This is a genomic window from Gemmobacter megaterium (assembly GCF_900156815.1).
Classification (GTDB): Bacteria; Pseudomonadota; Alphaproteobacteria; order Rhodobacterales; family Rhodobacteraceae; genus Wagnerdoeblera; species Wagnerdoeblera megaterium.
In genome coordinates this window covers 356,198-371,951 of record NZ_FTOT01000003.1, presented here as the reverse complement: position 1 = coordinate 371,951, position 15,754 = coordinate 356,198, and the positions used below count along the sequence as shown (strand labels likewise).

The 15,754-nt window shown below is 65.8% G+C and carries 14 protein-coding genes; 6 read left to right on the top strand and 8 right to left on the bottom strand.

The features are described 5' to 3' along the window. Window positions 1–55: 55 nt before the first annotated feature. The 3 genes from BW970_RS10365 to BW970_RS10355 all read right to left on the bottom strand — a co-directional run bounded on the left by BW970_RS10365 (window position 56) and on the right by BW970_RS10355 (window position 2,860). Window positions 56–766: a GntR family transcriptional regulator gene (locus BW970_RS10365; protein WP_076531119.1), complete on the bottom strand. Its 711-nt coding sequence runs from the start codon at window positions 764–766 to the stop codon at window positions 56–58. Between the two features lie 79 nt (window positions 767–845). Further along, window positions 846–2,534, bottom strand: coding sequence for an ATP-binding protein (locus tag BW970_RS10360; RefSeq protein ID WP_144038925.1), 1,689 nt, complete (start codon window positions 2,532–2,534; stop codon window positions 846–848). Window positions 2,535–2,539: 5 nt separating this feature from the next. Then, the gene (locus tag BW970_RS10355) at window positions 2,540–2,860 is read right to left on the bottom strand and encodes a hypothetical protein (protein WP_076530905.1); all 321 of its coding nucleotides are present in this window, start codon (window positions 2,858–2,860) and stop codon (window positions 2,540–2,542) included. A gap of 235 nt (window positions 2,861–3,095) precedes the next feature. Between BW970_RS10355 and BW970_RS10350 the strand changes: the two genes are divergently transcribed. The 4 genes from BW970_RS10350 to BW970_RS10335 are packed head-to-tail and all read left to right on the top strand — an operon-like array spanning window position 3,096 to window position 8,613. Next, window positions 3,096–5,357, top strand: a complete 2,262-nt coding sequence (locus BW970_RS10350; RefSeq protein ID WP_076530903.1) for a TonB-dependent hemoglobin/transferrin/lactoferrin family receptor — start codon at window positions 3,096–3,098, stop codon at window positions 5,355–5,357. A gap of 1 nt (window position 5,358) precedes the next feature. Then, window positions 5,359–7,089, top strand: coding sequence for an ABC transporter ATP-binding protein/permease (locus BW970_RS10345; protein ID WP_076530901.1), 1,731 nt, complete (start codon window positions 5,359–5,361; stop codon window positions 7,087–7,089). Beyond that, window positions 7,086–7,787, top strand: coding sequence for a ChuX/HutX family heme-like substrate-binding protein (locus BW970_RS10340; RefSeq protein WP_076530898.1), 702 nt, complete (start codon window positions 7,086–7,088; stop codon window positions 7,785–7,787). The genes BW970_RS10345 and BW970_RS10340 overlap by 4 nt, the downstream gene beginning before the upstream one ends. Window positions 7,788–7,821: 34 nt before the next feature. Beyond that, complete coding sequence (locus BW970_RS10335; RefSeq protein ID WP_076530895.1) at window positions 7,822–8,613, top strand: ChaN family lipoprotein; 792 nt, start codon at window positions 7,822–7,824, stop codon at window positions 8,611–8,613. 54 nt (window positions 8,614–8,667) lie between these two features. Here the strand turns inward: BW970_RS10335 and BW970_RS10330 are convergent, their stop codons facing one another. Beyond that, window positions 8,668–9,354 (bottom strand): GntR family transcriptional regulator, encoded by a 687-nt coding sequence (locus tag BW970_RS10330; protein WP_076530892.1) that lies wholly within the window; start codon window positions 9,352–9,354, stop codon window positions 8,668–8,670. A 186-nt stretch (window positions 9,355–9,540) separates the two neighbouring features. Here BW970_RS10330 and BW970_RS10325 point away from each other — a divergent pair, with 186 nt between their 5' ends. Both BW970_RS10325 and BW970_RS10320 read left to right on the top strand, forming a co-directional pair. After that, window positions 9,541–10,182 (top strand): flavin reductase family protein, encoded by a 642-nt coding sequence (locus BW970_RS10325; protein ID WP_076530889.1) that lies wholly within the window; start codon window positions 9,541–9,543, stop codon window positions 10,180–10,182. Between the two features lie 3 nt (window positions 10,183–10,185). Next, window positions 10,186–10,908: an aspartate/glutamate racemase family protein gene (locus BW970_RS10320; protein WP_076530886.1), complete on the top strand. Its 723-nt coding sequence runs from the start codon at window positions 10,186–10,188 to the stop codon at window positions 10,906–10,908. A gap of 199 nt (window positions 10,909–11,107) precedes the next feature. Here BW970_RS10320 and BW970_RS10315 read toward each other — a convergent pair whose 3' ends face one another. From BW970_RS10315 to BW970_RS10300, 4 genes are read right to left on the bottom strand one after another with little or no spacing between them, the layout of a single operon-like run. Continuing rightward, window positions 11,108–12,112, bottom strand: a complete 1,005-nt coding sequence (locus tag BW970_RS10315; RefSeq protein WP_076530883.1) for an ABC transporter ATP-binding protein — start codon at window positions 12,110–12,112, stop codon at window positions 11,108–11,110. Further along, the gene (locus BW970_RS10310) at window positions 12,109–13,083 is read right to left on the bottom strand and encodes an ABC transporter ATP-binding protein (protein ID WP_076530881.1); all 975 of its coding nucleotides are present in this window, start codon (window positions 13,081–13,083) and stop codon (window positions 12,109–12,111) included. The genes BW970_RS10315 and BW970_RS10310 overlap by 4 nt, the downstream gene beginning before the upstream one ends. Further along, on the bottom strand, window positions 13,076–14,560 hold the full coding sequence (locus BW970_RS10305) for a chlorohydrolase family protein (RefSeq protein ID WP_076530878.1): 1,485 nt from the start codon (window positions 14,558–14,560) through the stop codon (window positions 13,076–13,078). Before BW970_RS10305 ends, BW970_RS10310 begins: the two co-directional genes overlap by 8 nt. Next, window positions 14,557–15,750 (bottom strand): amidohydrolase family protein, encoded by a 1,194-nt coding sequence (locus BW970_RS10300; RefSeq protein ID WP_076530875.1) that lies wholly within the window; start codon window positions 15,748–15,750, stop codon window positions 14,557–14,559. Before BW970_RS10300 ends, BW970_RS10305 begins: the two co-directional genes overlap by 4 nt. Window positions 15,751–15,754: the final 4 nt, after the last annotated feature.

Below are 15,754 nucleotides of genomic sequence, written 5' to 3'. Positions count from 1 at the left end.
CCCCAGCCATAGCGATTATGATTTTTTGATCAAGAAGGATCTGCCGCCAGCGCGCTCATGGCGCCGTCGCTTCGGCGATCAATTGGCGCAACAGCAGGTGTGACGCGCGAATATCGGCCTCCATCGCCGCGCGGAAGGCATCGGCATCACGGATCGCAAGGGCCTTGCAGACGGATTCGTGATGTGCGGTGAAACTGTCGCGCAGCGCGGTCTTCAGCAACTGTTCCATCCGGTCCGACAGGATGCGCACATATGGACCCGAGCGCAGCCACAGATTTTCGATCTGACTCATCAGGACGGGACTTTGGGCCGCGCGGTAGATGTGGAAGTGGAATTCGCGGTTGGCCGCCGTCATCGCCGGGGTATTGCCAGCCAGGCCGCTGGCATGATGACGGGCGACGATGGCCTGCAACTGCGCGAGATCGTCGTCGTCCAGGTGGTCAAAGGCGATGGCGGTGGTTGCGCCTTCGATGATGACGCGGGCGCGGGTGATATCCTCCAGCTCGTCAGCAGAGAGGTCGGGCACATAGGCGGTGCCCGAAGGCGCAATGCGCAGCGCGCTTTCGGCCGCCAGACGGCGCAGCGCCTCGCGCACAGGCATGTGCGAGACCTGAAACCTGTCGGCCAGTCCCGCGATGGTGAATGCCTCTTTCGCCTCGAAGGCGCCGGCGATCAGTGCCTCGCGCAGTTGCGCATAGACCTGATCCTGGACGGTCTGCCGTTCCAGAATGGGTTGCAAACCTTTTGATGCCGTCTTTGGTGCCATGATCATCCCCAAGCCGCCGCCACAATCGCGGTATGGCTCCGATTTGGCAAGCACGCAGCCGCCACCGCGCCGGGCGCAATCAGGCAACAAGCCGCCGTTCGGCCATGTGGCACAGTGCCATTTCCAGTGTGGCCTGAAGATCTGCCTTTTTGTAGGGTTTGCCCAGCACCGAGGCAAATCCCGCCGCGATATAGGCGTTGACCTGATCTTCCATGACATTGGCGGTTGCGGCAATCGCGATCGGCGGGCGCGGGGCCGTGCCTTCGCCGGCCATGTCGTGAATCCTGGCCAAGGCGGTGAGCCCATCCATCACCGGCATGTTGATGTCCAGCAACAGCACATCATAGGTATGCGACTGGCTGGCGGCCACGGCCTGCGCGCCATCACCGACGAAATCGGCCGCGACCCCCAGAGACGCCAGCATGGCCTTGAGGATCACCACGTTGGTTGCATTGTCCTCGGCCACCAGCAGGCGAATGTCGGACAGGCTGCGCCGTGAAATCGTCATTGGCCCCGGCCTTGGGGCAATTTCCAGATCGCACCGCGGCAATGGCAGCGTCAGATACGCCTGGGTTCCCGCGCCTGCCGTCGAGTCCATGCGCAGCGTTCCCCCCATCACATCGACCAGCCGCTTTACAATGGGCATCCCAAGGCCCGTTCCGCCGAAACGCCGGGTGATCGAGGTGTCGGCCTGTTCGAATTCGTCAAAGACCCGGCTGAGCTGATCGGGTGTCATGCCGATGCCGGTATCGGCAATGATAATGTGCAGGCTGTCGTCCTGCGCCTGATCGACCGTCACGCGCACCTCGCCATCGGAGGTGAACTTGACGGCATTGCCGATCAGGTTGTTCAGAATCTGGACCAGCTTGGTTTCATCACCCAGACGGGTTGTTCCGTCACGCGGCAGCAGATCGAGATGAAAGGCCACACCTTTGCGTTGTGCCGAAACGCGGTGCAATGCCTCGATCCGCCGCAGCAGGGCAACCGGGTCGAAGGGCTGCGGATCGAGCGTGGCCTTGCCCGCCTCGATCCGTGCCAGATCGAGAATGTCGTTGATCACCGCCAGCAGCGCCTCGCCGGAGTTGCGCATCGTGTCCAGCATTCCGCGCTGTTCCGGCGTCAGCCGGGTTTCGCCCAGCAGTTCCGCCATGCCCAGAACCCCGTTCATCGGCGTGCGAATTTCGTGGCTCATGTTGGCGAGGAATGCTGTCTTGGCCCGGTTGGCCGCGTCCGCTTCCTCGATCGTGCGGACCAGAAGGTTGGCCAGCCAGGCCAGCACGACCCCCTGCACCAGCACGATGACCGCATGAAGCACCACGCGCCCCAGATCTGCGCCGCCCAGGAACACCGCGTTGGGCAACAGGAAGTTGAGAACCAGATGGTGCAGCATCACGACAAGACCATAGATCACGATGGCCCGCGCATTGCAGAATGCGGAAATCCCGGCATAAACAGCAAAGAAGTACATATGTGCATCGGGCTGCCAGGGGTGGAATGACAACTGGAACACGATAAAGCTGACCACCAGTGCAAGGCTGGCGGCGATGGTCAGTTGCACCCGTTCCCCATTCGGGTCACGCCACCATTCCAGCGTTGAGACGACAGCCAGCGCAGCCACCGCCATCGGAACATAGGCCCCGCCTGCGCCGCCGCCGCCCGCTATCGCGGCGGTCAGCACAACATGCATCCAGACATAGACCAACATGTAGCGCACGACGTGACCGCGCAGCCGATCCAGCCGTCCGGTTTCGGATCTTTGGTCTGGCATGGCGATCACCGTCCTCTTGGGTTTTGCAAGCTGGCGCAGGTCACGCCGCTTGCCTTCAGAACGAACATATCCGGCGGCAACAGTTGCCGCAGGTCATCCGGGCCCAGACGCCCCATCGCGTGCGAATCGGCCGAGACGATCAGCAACCGTCCCCCAAACCGGACATCGAGAATCGGCAGGTCCAGCGCGGCGACATGGATCAGCCCATCCGCCGATGTCCGGGTAGGCCCTGCCAGAATGCCGAATTGCGCCGCACCTTCGTCCGGTACGAGGGCGATTCCGATCAACGCCAGAAAACCGGCAAGGACCACGACGAATAAGCGCATTTGAGACTCATCTTTTGGCAAGGGTATTCTCCCGTAGCAGTCTGTATCGCGCAATGTTGATTTGGGCTTAACGGTGCGAAGTGAGGGGCCCGTCCGGGCTTGGGTGACGTCGGCCTGTCCGGATATTATCTTGACAATTTCAATCATCTATTGGAAGTGGCGGTAATTCGCCGATACGACCACCACGCGCCAGCCCTTCTGCCAGCCCGAAACATCCAGAAAACGGGGACTGGGGATGAGACACGGTGTGATGACCACCGCCGCGCTGCGCGCGACGACTGCGCTTGTATTGCTGTCCGGCAGCGCATGGGCACAAGAGACAAGACCAACCGACGAAAAGGAAGTGCGGCTCGACCCGGTCACCATCTTGGCCGACCGCCAGGGCACCCCGGTGACTGACGTTCCTGCCGCAGTCACAGTGGTCACGGGGGCAGAGATCGAGGCGCGCGGCCTGACCGATATCAAGCAGCTTACACGCTACACGCCCGGCATCACGGTCAACCGGCAGGTCAATGCCGATCCGTTCAGCACCTTTGGCGGCTTCACCATCCGGGGGGTCAGCGGCAACCGGGTGCAGATGCTGGTCGATGGATCGCGCATGGCCGAGCGCATCACGGATGGCACCCGCGACTATATGGACCTGAATTTCACCAAACAGGTGGAGATGGTCAAAGGCCCGGCCTCGGTGCTGTGGGGGGCCGATGCCCTGGGGGGTGTCGTTGCGGTGCAGACGCTCGACCCCGAGGATGTGTTGCAGGGGCGCGACCGGGCCGGCACTGCACGGCTGTCGTTTGACGGAGTGTCGGACAAGACGGGCGTGCAGGCGATGTTCGCACAGCGTTTTGGCTCCCAGTTCGCCACCATGATCGGTATCGCGCGCGATACCGGGCACGAACAGGAATATTCCAAGGCGCGGGCGGATGGCGGCATCTATGGCTGCGGGCGCCAGGTGGCGCTGGGGGCGATCGGGTGCAACCGGCTGAACCCCGCCGACATCACCGCAAACCGATTGCTGGCCAAGGCGGTCTGGACCCCGTCCGACGCGCATCGGCTGGAATTCTCGGTCGATATGCTGAAGCGCGAGACAAAGGTGCGCAACCTGACCGTGATCGGCCTGACCACCAGCGGCAGCGAGACCACCACCGGCGATGTGGTGCAGACCTGGGATCGCACCCTGGTGCAAAAGCGCCAGCGGTATGCCGTCGAACACACATGGACGCCGGGCGCGGGCGTCATCGACGAATTGCGCACCACGCTGGCCTTTACCCCGCATGTCTATGACCAGTCCGGCAAGCGGCGCGTGCGCAATGCCGCGACCGGCGCCGAAAAGATCATCGAGGATTACCGCAAGTTCACCGAGGATTTCCTGGAGCTGGATATCCAGGCCACCTCGCGCGCGACGACCGGGGCCGCAGAGCATCTGATCACCTGGGGCTTTGACGGCGACTACGCGAAAACCGATTTTCAGCGCCGCGACGTGACCCGTGACCTGACCAGCGGCACCGTGACGGAATCGCGCGCGGGCGGCTTCAACTTTGCCAATGCCTCGACCCGGCGGGCGGACCTGTACATCCAGGACAGGATCAGCCTGATGGGCGGTGCGCTGGAAATCACCCCCGGCCTGCGCTACGCCACCTACCGCATGAGCCCGCGCCCGGATGGCGATTATGCCGCCGTCCCTGGATCGGAGCCTGTGGTACGATCCAAGGCGCAGGTGCTGAAATCCTTGGGCACGCTCTACCGCTTTGGCAACGGCTGGCAGGTCTGGGGCCATTACGGCGAAGGCTTCAAGATGCCGACGGCTGAACAGCTATATGTGTCGAATCCGTCATTCAACCTGATCCCGAACCCCGATCTGGTCCCCGAAGAGGTGAAAAGCCTGGAACTGGGCGTCCGCAGGGAATGGGGGCGCGGCATGGTCGGGGTAACGGCATTCCAGGCCGACTACACCGATTTCATCGCCAGCTTTCAGCCGGTGACGCTGCCAGGTGGCGCGACGGGATACACCTATCGCAACCTGTCATCGGTGAAGATCCACGGGGTGGAACTGGAAGGCTATTATGACCTGTCCGACAACCTGCGTCTGAACGGCTCGGCCTCGTGGCAGCGGGGCACGCAGGTTGCCAACCCCGGCGCGGCGAAAACGCCCTATACGGTGGCCCCGCTGATGGGCACGCTGGGCCTGAGCTGGCAGGTGCCGGATCGGCCGCTGACACTTGACGTTGTAGGCACCTTTGCCAGCAAGGTCACGCGCGGCACGGCCGGAAACTTCCGGCCGGCAGGATATGGCGTGGTCGATGTCTATGCCCGCTGGGACGTGGCAGAGAACGCGGTGTTGAACGTGGGTGTCAGGAACCTGTTCGACAAGCGGTATTTCGATGCCAGTGCGGCGAACTACAGCGGCACCTCGACCACGGCGACCAGCGTGATTACGCCGCTGGAGTTGCAGACCGGGGCGGGGCGCAGCTTCAACGTCTCGCTGGACCTGAAGTTCTGACATGGCTGTCCGCAGCACGTTCCGGGCCACACTGGTCCGGGCCATCCGTCTGGCGCGGATTGTCATTGCGGGGCCCGGCGCCTGGCAGGGGCTGGCGCTTTATGCGCTGGTCCTAGGGCTCAGCTTTGTCGGTGTCTGGGTCTCGGTCCGGCTGATCGCCTGGAACAAGGCGTTCTATGATGCGCTGGAACAGATGGATGCGGCGGCGGCACTGACCCAGATCGGCGTGTTCTTCGCGCTGGTGGCGCTGTCGGCGGGGTGCTGGCTGACCGGCGACTGGTTCCGCAAGAAGCTGCTGATCCTGTGGCGCGCGCGGCTGACGGCGCGCGCGCTCGACCTGTGGATCGGCAATCGCGCCTACTGGCTGATGCGGCCGGGGTTCGGCACGACCCCGGTAGAGAACCCCGATCAGCGTGTGGCGGAGGATTGTCGCCTGTTCATCGATCGCTTCATCGAATTCACTCTGGATCTGGTGTCCGAGGTGGTGTCGCTGGTGTCCTATGTGGCAGTGCTGTGGTCGGTTGCGACCTTTGCGCTCGGCTTCACGCTGTTCGGGCTGGGGATAGAGATTCCGCGCTACATGGTCTGGCTGGCGCCGGTCTATGTGGTGGTGGCCACGGCGATCACGCATCTGCTGGGCCGTCCGTTGAAACGGCAGTATTTCGACCGGGAGAAGGTCGAGGCCGATTTCCGCCACGCGTTGGTGCAATTGCGCGACCGGGCCGATACCGTGGCCCAGTCGGGTGGCGAGGGTGCCGAGCGCCGCCGCCTTGACGACCGCTTTGCCGCTGTGGCCCTGAACTGGCGCCGGGTGATGCGGGCGGAGCTGATCCTGGGCCTGTTCTCGCGGCCCTATTTCCAGACCGTCCTGCGGATGCCTACCTTCTTTGCGCTGCCGGCCTATTTTGCCGGGGCGCTGACACTGGGCGGGCTGATGCAGCTTGCCTCGGCGTTCTCCAGCGTGACCACAACGCTGAGCTGGTTCATCTTCGAATACCGCAAGCTGGCCGAATTCGTCGCGGTTTGCGAAAGGCTGGACGGGCTGTTCGCGGCGGCGCAGGCCCCTGCCCCGCTGCCCGCCGCCCCCCGCGCGATCCAGCGCGAAGTGTCGGATGACGGTGCGCTGCGGCTGGATGGGCTGCGACTGGCCACGCCTGCCGGGAACTGGCTGGATCCGGTGCCCCACAGGGTGATCCGGCCGGGCAAGGTGTTCCTGATCACCGGCGCCTCGGGGCGGGGCAAGACAACCCTGCTGGCCGCCATTGCCGGGCTGTGGCCCTGGGGTCACGGGCGGATCGAACGGCCTGCCGGGCGGTTCCTGTTCCTGCCTGCCGGGGCGCCTGTGCTGGGCGATGGCCTGGTCACCGCCGCATGCCATCCCGACGATCCCGACCGCCACGATCCCGCCCGCGTCTTTGCCGTGCTGACCCGGCTGGGTCTGGCGCCCCGCCTGACCGCGCCTCAGGGCGAAGCGGCGCTGGCGGGCCTGTCCATGGGCGAGCGACAGCGCCTTGGCCTGGCGCGCGCGGTGCTGAACCGCCCCGACTGGCTGCTGATGGACGAGGCGACCTCGGCCCTTGATCCGGCGGCAGAGGCCGATCTGCTGGCCTGGCTGCGTACCGAACTGCCCGACACCACCCTGATCATCGTGGCCCACCGCACCCCGCTTGGCGTTTCCGCCGATGACGTGCTGCGCATCGGCCCCGCCGAACCCGAAAGGAAATCCGCATGACCGATTCCGCCCCCTCGTCCCGCGCCCGCGTGCTGGATACCGCTCCGGCCGATGTGCTGGCCCTGTTGCCGCAGATGGGCAAGGTCATGCTGATCGCCAGTGCCGGCGGCGTCACCTTTGAACGTATCGGTCCGGTCGAGCGTCTGGTGGCCGACGGGCCTGCCCTGCGTGTCGAAGGGGCGTGCCACGATGCCACCATCCACCTTGCTGCGCTTGCGACGGTCGAGGTGGACCATTCCTCCGTCATGCGCGGCAAGGTCTTTCCTCGGCTGGATGTCCTGGGGGCCGATGGCGCCACCGTCCTGGCCGTGGTCGGCATGGACGGCGCCGCGCCGTTCGATGCCGCACTTGCCGGATTGAACCAAAGTCCGGTGCCCGCCAAGGCCCGCGAAAGTGGCGAGACCCGCCCCGAGCTTGCCGCCGACGACCCGGCGCTGACGCCTTTTGCCCTTTTGCAGGATCTGGGGGTCGAGGTGCAGATGACCTTTGGCAAGCCCGGCCTGTCGCAGGGCTGGCGCGGCCGGATCGAGGCGGTAAGGCCTGCAATGGGGTTTCTCAACGTGATGACGCCGGATTTCCACCTGCACCTGCAAGGCGGCACCGTCAGCGCCTGGCATGCGATGCGTGGCGAACGCACGGCCCTTGGCGTCGATGGCCAGCCCACCGGGCTGGTCCTGCGGTCGGAGGTCTTTGCATGACCGCTGTCCCTTGTATCCAGTCGGGGCTGCGGCGATGACCCGCTGGGCCACCGATCTCGGCCCCGTCGCCTGGCCCACCCTAATCGCCGATCTGGCGCGCGCGCAGGTTGTGCTGTTGGGCGAGCGCCACGACCGGGCTGATATGCACCGCTGGCAGTTGCATGTCGCGGCCGCGCTGGTTGCCCATCGGCCCATCGTCATGGGGTTCGAGATGTTCCCCGCCCGGCTCGACCCGGTTCTGGCCGATTGGACTGCGGGCCGCATCGGATCGGAAGAAGAATTTCTGGCCCGCGCTGAATGGGGCAGTGACTGGGCGTTTCCGCCCGACCTGTATCTACCGCTGTTCCGGTTCTGCCGCGAAACGGCGGTGCCGATGGTGGGCCTGAACGTGCGCCGCGATCTGGTGCGCACCGTGGGTGCGGGCGGCTGGGACTCCGTCCCCGAGGATCAGCGCGAAGGGCTGACCCCGGCCCGCCCCTCGCCCGCCGCGTATCGCCGGTTCATCTTTGATCTGACCGGCGGCGGCCCGGCCGGCCGCACATTGCAATCACCCGAGGATCCGGGGTTTGACCGCTTCCTGCGCGCGCAAGAGGTTTGGGACCGCGCCTTTGCCACCCATATCGCCCGCGCTGTCCAGCGCCCCGGCGCCCCGCTGGTGGTGGGCATCATCGGAATGGGGCATCTGCAATTCGGTGGCGGGGTCTCCTGGCAGTTGGCCGATCTGGGCGTGACGGCCTCGCGCGTGCTTATCCCGCACGACCCCGGCGCCCGTCCACCATCCGGTGCGGCGGATGCAACCTTTGCGCTGGCCGCGCCCGTCGCCTGAATGTCTGCTTGCCGCGGGCGGCAGGGGCCGGGCGCGTCGCCTGCCGCCGGTGGGCTACAACAGGGCCTCGCGCAGGTCCCGCGGCAGATCCGGTGCCTCGTTCAGATCCAGTTGCGCCTCGACATGCTCCAGATGGTGCGCCATGGCGGCCAGCGCCGCCGCCACATCGCCGCGTGCAATATGGCCGACGATTTCCTCGTGCTCGTCGGGGCCGCAATCGTGCATCTGGCGCGGCTGGTACATGGTGGAGATCAGCGAGGTCCGCGACACCAGATCGCGCAGAACGCCATGCAGATATTCGGAACCCGCCAGTTCCGCGATCAGGATATGGAAGGCGCCCGACAGGCGGACCATCGCCGGCAGATCATCGCGCTGATGCGCATCGCGTTCCAGCGCCACATGCGCGCGCAAACGGGCGATATCGGCATCGGTCACACGACTGCACAAGCGTTCCATCAACCCACCCTCGACGATCCGGCGGGCAAAGAAGACGTCCCGCGCCTCGTCGATGGTGGGTTCCGATACGAACCCACCCCGGTTGGGAATCAGCGTTACCAGGCGGTCGCGTTCCAGCAGGCTCAGCGCCTGACGTACCCTTGCGCGGCTGGTCGAGAAGATCTCGGCCAGCTCTTCCTCCTTCAGGCGCATACCGGGGCGCAGTTTGCGCTCGAATATCGCCTGCCAGAGCTTCTCGCAGATTTCCGTCACGGTCACGGGCGCAGCGGCGGGTCTGGCTGTCATTGTAACATCCTGTCGCGTGTGATGCTGTGGTCGCAGATGCGTCCAGGCAAGTCAACACGGGCCTGCACCCCAGTTTCTGCACAGAGTTTCAGCATTTCCTATAGATATTCAGCATTATTGTTTACAATATTGTTGTCACTTTCGGAGGCGCGTTCTAACACTGTCTTGACAGACTGGAAGGTTGCGATGGATTTCGATTTCACCACCCTGCCCCCCGAGGACAGATACCGCCTGCTGACCAACTTTGTGGGTCCGCGCCCGATTGCCCTTGTGACCACCCGATCTGCCGATGGGGTGATCAATGCGGCGCCCATGAGCTTTTTCAATGTGTTCGGTCACGACCCTGCCATCCTTGCCCTTGGCATCCAGCCCAGGCTTGACGGGTCGCCCAAGGATACGGTGGCCAATATGCGCGCGACGGGCGAATTCGTTGTCCATGTTGTGGATGCGCCCATGGCCGAGGCGATGCTGGTCTGCGCCTTGGGGGTCGATCCCGAGGTGGACGAACTGGACCTTGCCGGGCTGAAGGCTGCGCCATGTGTCCAGGTCTCTGCCCCGCGTATCGACGGCGCGGCCTGCGCCATGGAATGCAGGGTAGAGCGCATCATCGACTGGCCGCGCCGCGCGCTGATCCTGGGCGAAGTGGTGCAGATGCATGTGCGGGACGATTGCCTGGATGATCAAGGGCGCTATGTGAACCCGGATGTCTACCAGCCCATCGCCCGGTTGCACGCCGACAATTACATCACCAGTGACCGCCAGTTCGTGATGAGCGCGCCAGACATGGCCCATGCGCTTGCCGCCCGCGCTGCCAGGACAGAGGAATGAGCCATGCGGATCCTTCTCGTCAATCCGAACTCGACGATGTCGATGACCGAAACCATCCGCGCCAGCGCACAGCGCGTCGTGCTGGCCCAGACCGTGCTGGTCGCGCGCACCGTCGCCGGATCGCCTGCCAGCATTGAAGGCCATGCCGACGAGGCCCGCGCCGTCCCCGGACTGCTCGACACCATACGCGATGCCGAGGCGGAGGGCGCGCAGGCCACGGTGATCGCCTGCTTCGACGACCCCGGCCTTGGCGCGGCGCGTGAAGTGGCGCGCGGGCCGGTGTTGGGCATCTGCCAGGCTGGCGTCCAGGTGGCCACCACCATCGCGGCGCGGTTTTCCATCGTGACGACCCTGCCCCGGTCGGTGCCCATCATCGAGGATCTGGTCGATGCCTATGGCGCCACGCGCCAGTGCCGTCGGGTTCGCTCGGTCAATCTGCCGGTGCTGGCACTGGAAGAAGACCCCTCCGAAGCCTTTGCCCGGCTGCGCAACGAGATCCGGCGCTCTGCCGAAGAGGACGGGGCCGAAGCCGTGCTGCTGGGATGCGCGGGAATGGCCGAGATGTGCCTGGCATTGCAGGCAGAGACCGGCATCCCAGTGATCGACGGCGTGACCGCAGCGGTCAAGCTGGCCGAAGCGATGGTGGGCGGCGGATTTGCCACGGCGAAAGCCGGCAGCTATGCCTTTCCCCGCCAGAAGACCGCCCCCGCGCATTGCTCTGCCTGAGACGGCACTCCGCGCCTCAAGTGGGGCTATCTGCCCCCTGCCCCCCTTGGCGCGGAACGCATCTTCACGCCCCAGGATAAATCGCTCCGGGCGAGGCAGCAGACGCCTCGCCGGATGGGCCATGCGGCGGGCTCCTGCGCCCGGCCACCCCACGTGCCATTGCGGTGACGCGCCCGGAACGACAAGGGCGCGGACCGGATCAGGGCGCCGTTTGCAACTCGGTATGACCCGACATGCCCGCGGCTTCGGCCACGCGATGACACGCGACGCGGCTGCGGTCGGCAAGGACCAGGACAGGCGGCCGCTCGGCCTTGCACCGCGCATCGGCCAGAGGGCAGCGGGGGTGAAAGGCGCAGCCCTTGGGCGGGTTCAGCGGGCTGGGCACCTCGCCCACATCGGCTTCGCGCGCGCGTTTGGGCGCCTCGATGTTCGGAATCGTCTGAAGCAGCATCCGGGTATAGGGGTGGCGCGGCGTGGCGAACAGCACCTCGGTATCCGCTTCCTCGACCACCCGGCCCAGATACATGACCGCGATACGGTCGGACATGTGGCGCACGACGCTGAGATCATGGCTGATGAACAGATAGGTCAGCCCCATCTGATCCTGCAACCGCCGCATGAGGTTGAGGATCTGCGCCTGCACAGAGACATCCAGCGCCGAGGTCGGCTCGTCGCAGACCAGAAAGCGCGGTTCGGTCACCAACGCGCGGGCAATGGAAATGCGCTGGCGCTGACCGCCCGAAAACTCGTGTGGAAATTTCGCGCCATCGCGCGGCGACAGGCCAACGGTTGTCAGGATCTCGTCCACACGGGCGCGGATTGCGGTGTCATCGCTCAGCACCTTCAACTCGCGCAGGGGCTCGGCGATGATGTCGCGCACGCGCCAGCGCGGATTGAGGCTGGCATAGGGATCCTGAAAGATCATCTGGGCGGACAGTGCCGTTCCGTCGACGCCAGGACCGAATTCGACCGATCCCTCGGTCGGGCGATACAGGCCCGAGACCAGCCGCGCCACGGTGGACTTGCCACAACCGGATTCCCCCACCAGGCTGAGGCATCCGCCCAGCGGCACATCGAAGGACACGTCGTCGACAGCGCGCAGAAACTGCTTTGGCTTGCGTTCCACCACGCGGTTGAGCCAGGGGGCAGAGACGTCGAACACGCGGGTCAGATTGCGCACGCGCAGGGCGAACAGCTCGGTCATGCGACTCCTCCTTGGTCGATCCAGCAGGCGGTTGCGCTGGCACCTGCGGGTGCCAGTTCAGGACGGGCGATGTGGCACCGCGGCCCGACGGCCGGGCAGCGCGGGTTGAAGGCACAGCCGGGCGGAATGGCATCCAGCCGCGGCATGGCGCCGTCGATCTGGCTCAGGCGCTCCACACGGTGGCCAAGCGCGGGGATCGACCCCATCAATCCCTGGGTATACGGGTGGCGCGGCGCGCGCAGCACGCCGCGCACTTCGCCGATCTCGACCATGCGGCCAGCATACATCACCGCGACACGATCCGCCGCCTCGGCGATCACGCCCATGTCATGCGTCACCAGCATCACCGCCGTTCCTGTATCGTCGCACAGGCGGCGCAGCAGCGCGATGATCTGCGCCTGGATCGAGACATCCAGCGCTGTGGTCGGCTCATCCGCAATGATGAGCCTCGGCTCTGCCGACAGCGCCAGCGCGATGACCACACGTTGCCGCATACCGCCAGAAAACTGGTGCGGGTAATGGTCAACCCGGTCTTCGGGCGCCGGAATACCCACCTGGCGCAGCAGGTCGATGGCACGCGCGCGGGCCTCTGCCTTTGTCATGTCCAGATGGATGCGGATCGTTTCGACAAGCTGCGCGCCCACGGTGAACAGGGGGTTCAGCGAGGTCAGCGGATCCTGAAAGATCGCGCCGATCTCGCGGCCGCGGATCTTTTCCATCTGGCGCAGGGGCAGGTTGTCGATGCGCCGCCCGTTGACGTGGATCTCGCCGCCCGCGATATGGCCAGGTGGTTCCAGAAGGCCCTGAATGGCAAGGCCCGTCATCGACTTGCCTGCGCCGCTCTCGCCCACCACGCCCAGAACCTCGCCGGGGCGCAGGGTCAGCGAAACGCCGTCCAGCGCAGTGACCGTGCCGTGGCGGCCGGGAAAATCGACGCGCAGGTCGCGCACCTCCAGCACAGGATCAGGCATGGCAGTCCTCCATGGGAAAGCTGGGGGGAAAGATCTCGGCCACTGGCGGGTGGCCCCATGTGCGGTCGGGATATTTTGCGACCAACCCGTCGAATTGCGCCTGCGCCTGCGCGCGCGCAGCGGGCAGATCAAGGCCCGCGACCTGCCCGTCCCGCATCGAGAGCCGTCCATCCACAAAGACCGCACGGGTCACGCGGCCCGATGCACCCGCGATCAGGGTCGTGATCGGGTCGATGGCCGGGGCCATATGGGTATCCGACAGGTCGAACACCGCCAGATCGGCGCGGGCACCCGGCGCGATGCGGCCCAGATCCTCGCGGCCAAGCGCGCGGGCGCCACCGAGCGTTGCCGCCTCCCACATCTGGGCAGACGAGACCGCATCGGGGCGGCGCTCCGCAACGCGGGCAAGGATCAGCCCGACCGACAGGTTCAGCAGCATGTCCGGCGGTGCGGTATCGGTGCCCATGGCGATGTTCACGCCCGCTGCCCGCAGCTTGCCGAACGAGTCGAGCACCCCGCCAAAGCGGCCAGAAACCAGCGGACAGTGCACCACCGAAACGCCATGTTGGGCATACAGCGCCAGATCCTCGGCAGTGGCATGGGTGGCATGGGGCGCGATCAGCCGGGGCGACAGCAGGCCAAGCCGCGCCAACCATGCGGGGGCGGTGCAGCCATGCTGCAAGGCCATCGCCTCGCGCTCCATCGCGCCCTGCGCCATGTGCAGGCGGACCGGGACGCCCAGATCCTCGGCCATGGCGCAAGTCTGGCGCAGCAGGGATTCCGTGCAGGTCTCTACCCGGTCGGGCGCGAACAGGCCCTGGACCAACCCGTCGCCAGCGCCTTGCCAGCGCGCAACCCAGGCGGCCGCATCGGCCAGCCCGGCCAGGCCCCGCGCCTCGTCCAGCACAGGCGCCAGCACGCCGGGCGCGGTGCAGACCATGCCGCCGGCGCGATAGCCAGGGCCAAGGTAGACCCGCAGGCCCAGATCCAGCGCAGCCTGGGCCGCCGCGTCGAATTCTGCCGCCGTTTCCCCCCAGGCGCGGTAGAACAGCGAGGCGATGGGTGCGGCGGTGGTGATGCCGTTCAACAGCAACTGGGCAAAGGCGAATTTCTTCTGGAATGCCAGTTCCTCTGGCCCATACATCTCGTAGGGGCCGCGGTCGATGTAACTTTGCGGCCAGACACGCCCCTTGGCCCAACCGGGCTGATGGTCGATCGCCAGTAGGGTGGTGTCCAGATCGGACAGCGCATCCAGATCGACAAAACCGGGCGAGAGGAGCACCGGCCCCAGGTCGATCCGCCGGGCGACCTCGCCCGGAAACCGGCCGCCTGCATGCAGGATGCGGGCACCGTCGATCACCACCTCGGCATTGCGCAGCAGGCGGGGGCCGCCGGGATCATGGGCCAGCACCCAATCGGCCCGCAGTGCGGTGCGCCCTTGCGGGCGCTGGCCAAGGGTCAGGGTCGCAAGGGTCATGGCGCCTCCACCACCGCCTTGCCGGCGCGGGCCGCGACCTTGCCGCCGTGAACCACCAGCGGGCGGGGTTCGTCCAGCACGACCGCGTGGGCCAGCGTTTCCCCGGCCAGCAGCGTCAGGTCGGCCACGGCCCCCACGCTGACCGATCGGCCGGGCACCCCGATGGAGGCGGCACCGGCGCCCGAGGCGGTATCCAGCAGCAGTTCCAGTTCATCATCGCGGCGAAAGCCGTTCTTCATGCCGACGATGCGGGCGCGGTGCATCATGTCGGGTTCACCCCAGGGGCCCCAGGTGTCGCGGATCCCGTCGCAGCCGATGCCGACACGAATTCCCGCCGCCCGCATCCGAGCCAGCGACGGAACATTGGCCGACGGATGGCCGGTGGAATAGATCGACACATCCAGCGCGGCGATCCGTTCCATCAGCGCGGAAATTCGCGCCTCGGGCACCATCGCCAGGTGGAAGGCATGGCTGACGCCGACCAGCCCCTGCATCCCCAGTGCGGCGGTGCGGTCCAGGATCATCTCCATGGTAAAGGCGCCCAACTCTCCGGGTTCGTGCAGGTGGATGTCCACCGGCTTGCCGTGCTTTTCGGCCAGCGCAAAGACGGCATCCAACGACCCCTTGGGATCACGGTCCATCGACGATGGATCAAGGCCGCCGACAATGTCGGCCCCCGCCGCCAGTGCGGCATCCAGCAGCTCATAGGTGCCGGGGCGCACCATCAGCCCCGATTGCGGAAAGGCGACGATCTGGATGTCGATCAGCCCGGCCAGCGCCTCGCGCGTCCTGACCTTGCCTTCCAGCAGGGTCAGGCCGTGGTCGGTGTCCACATCGACATGGCTGCGGATATGGCTGGTGCCACTGGCGATCAGCCCCACCGCATGGCGCATCGACTGGCGATGCACATCAAGCCCCAGCGGGATTCGTTCGTTGCGTTCGTTGTCGATCAGGCTTTGCAGCACACCGCCCTTGCGCCCGCCATACCAGGGCATCCCCCAGGTGGTCTTGTCCAGATGGGTATGCGCATCGACCAGACCGGGAATGACAAGCGCGCCTGCACCATCCTCGACCGCCACGCCAGCAGCGGACAGGCCGGGGCCGATCTCGGAAATCACACCCTTGCGGATCAGGATGTCGGTGGCGGCCCCGCCCATGGGGCGCACATTCGTGAGCAGCAGATCGGACATTGTA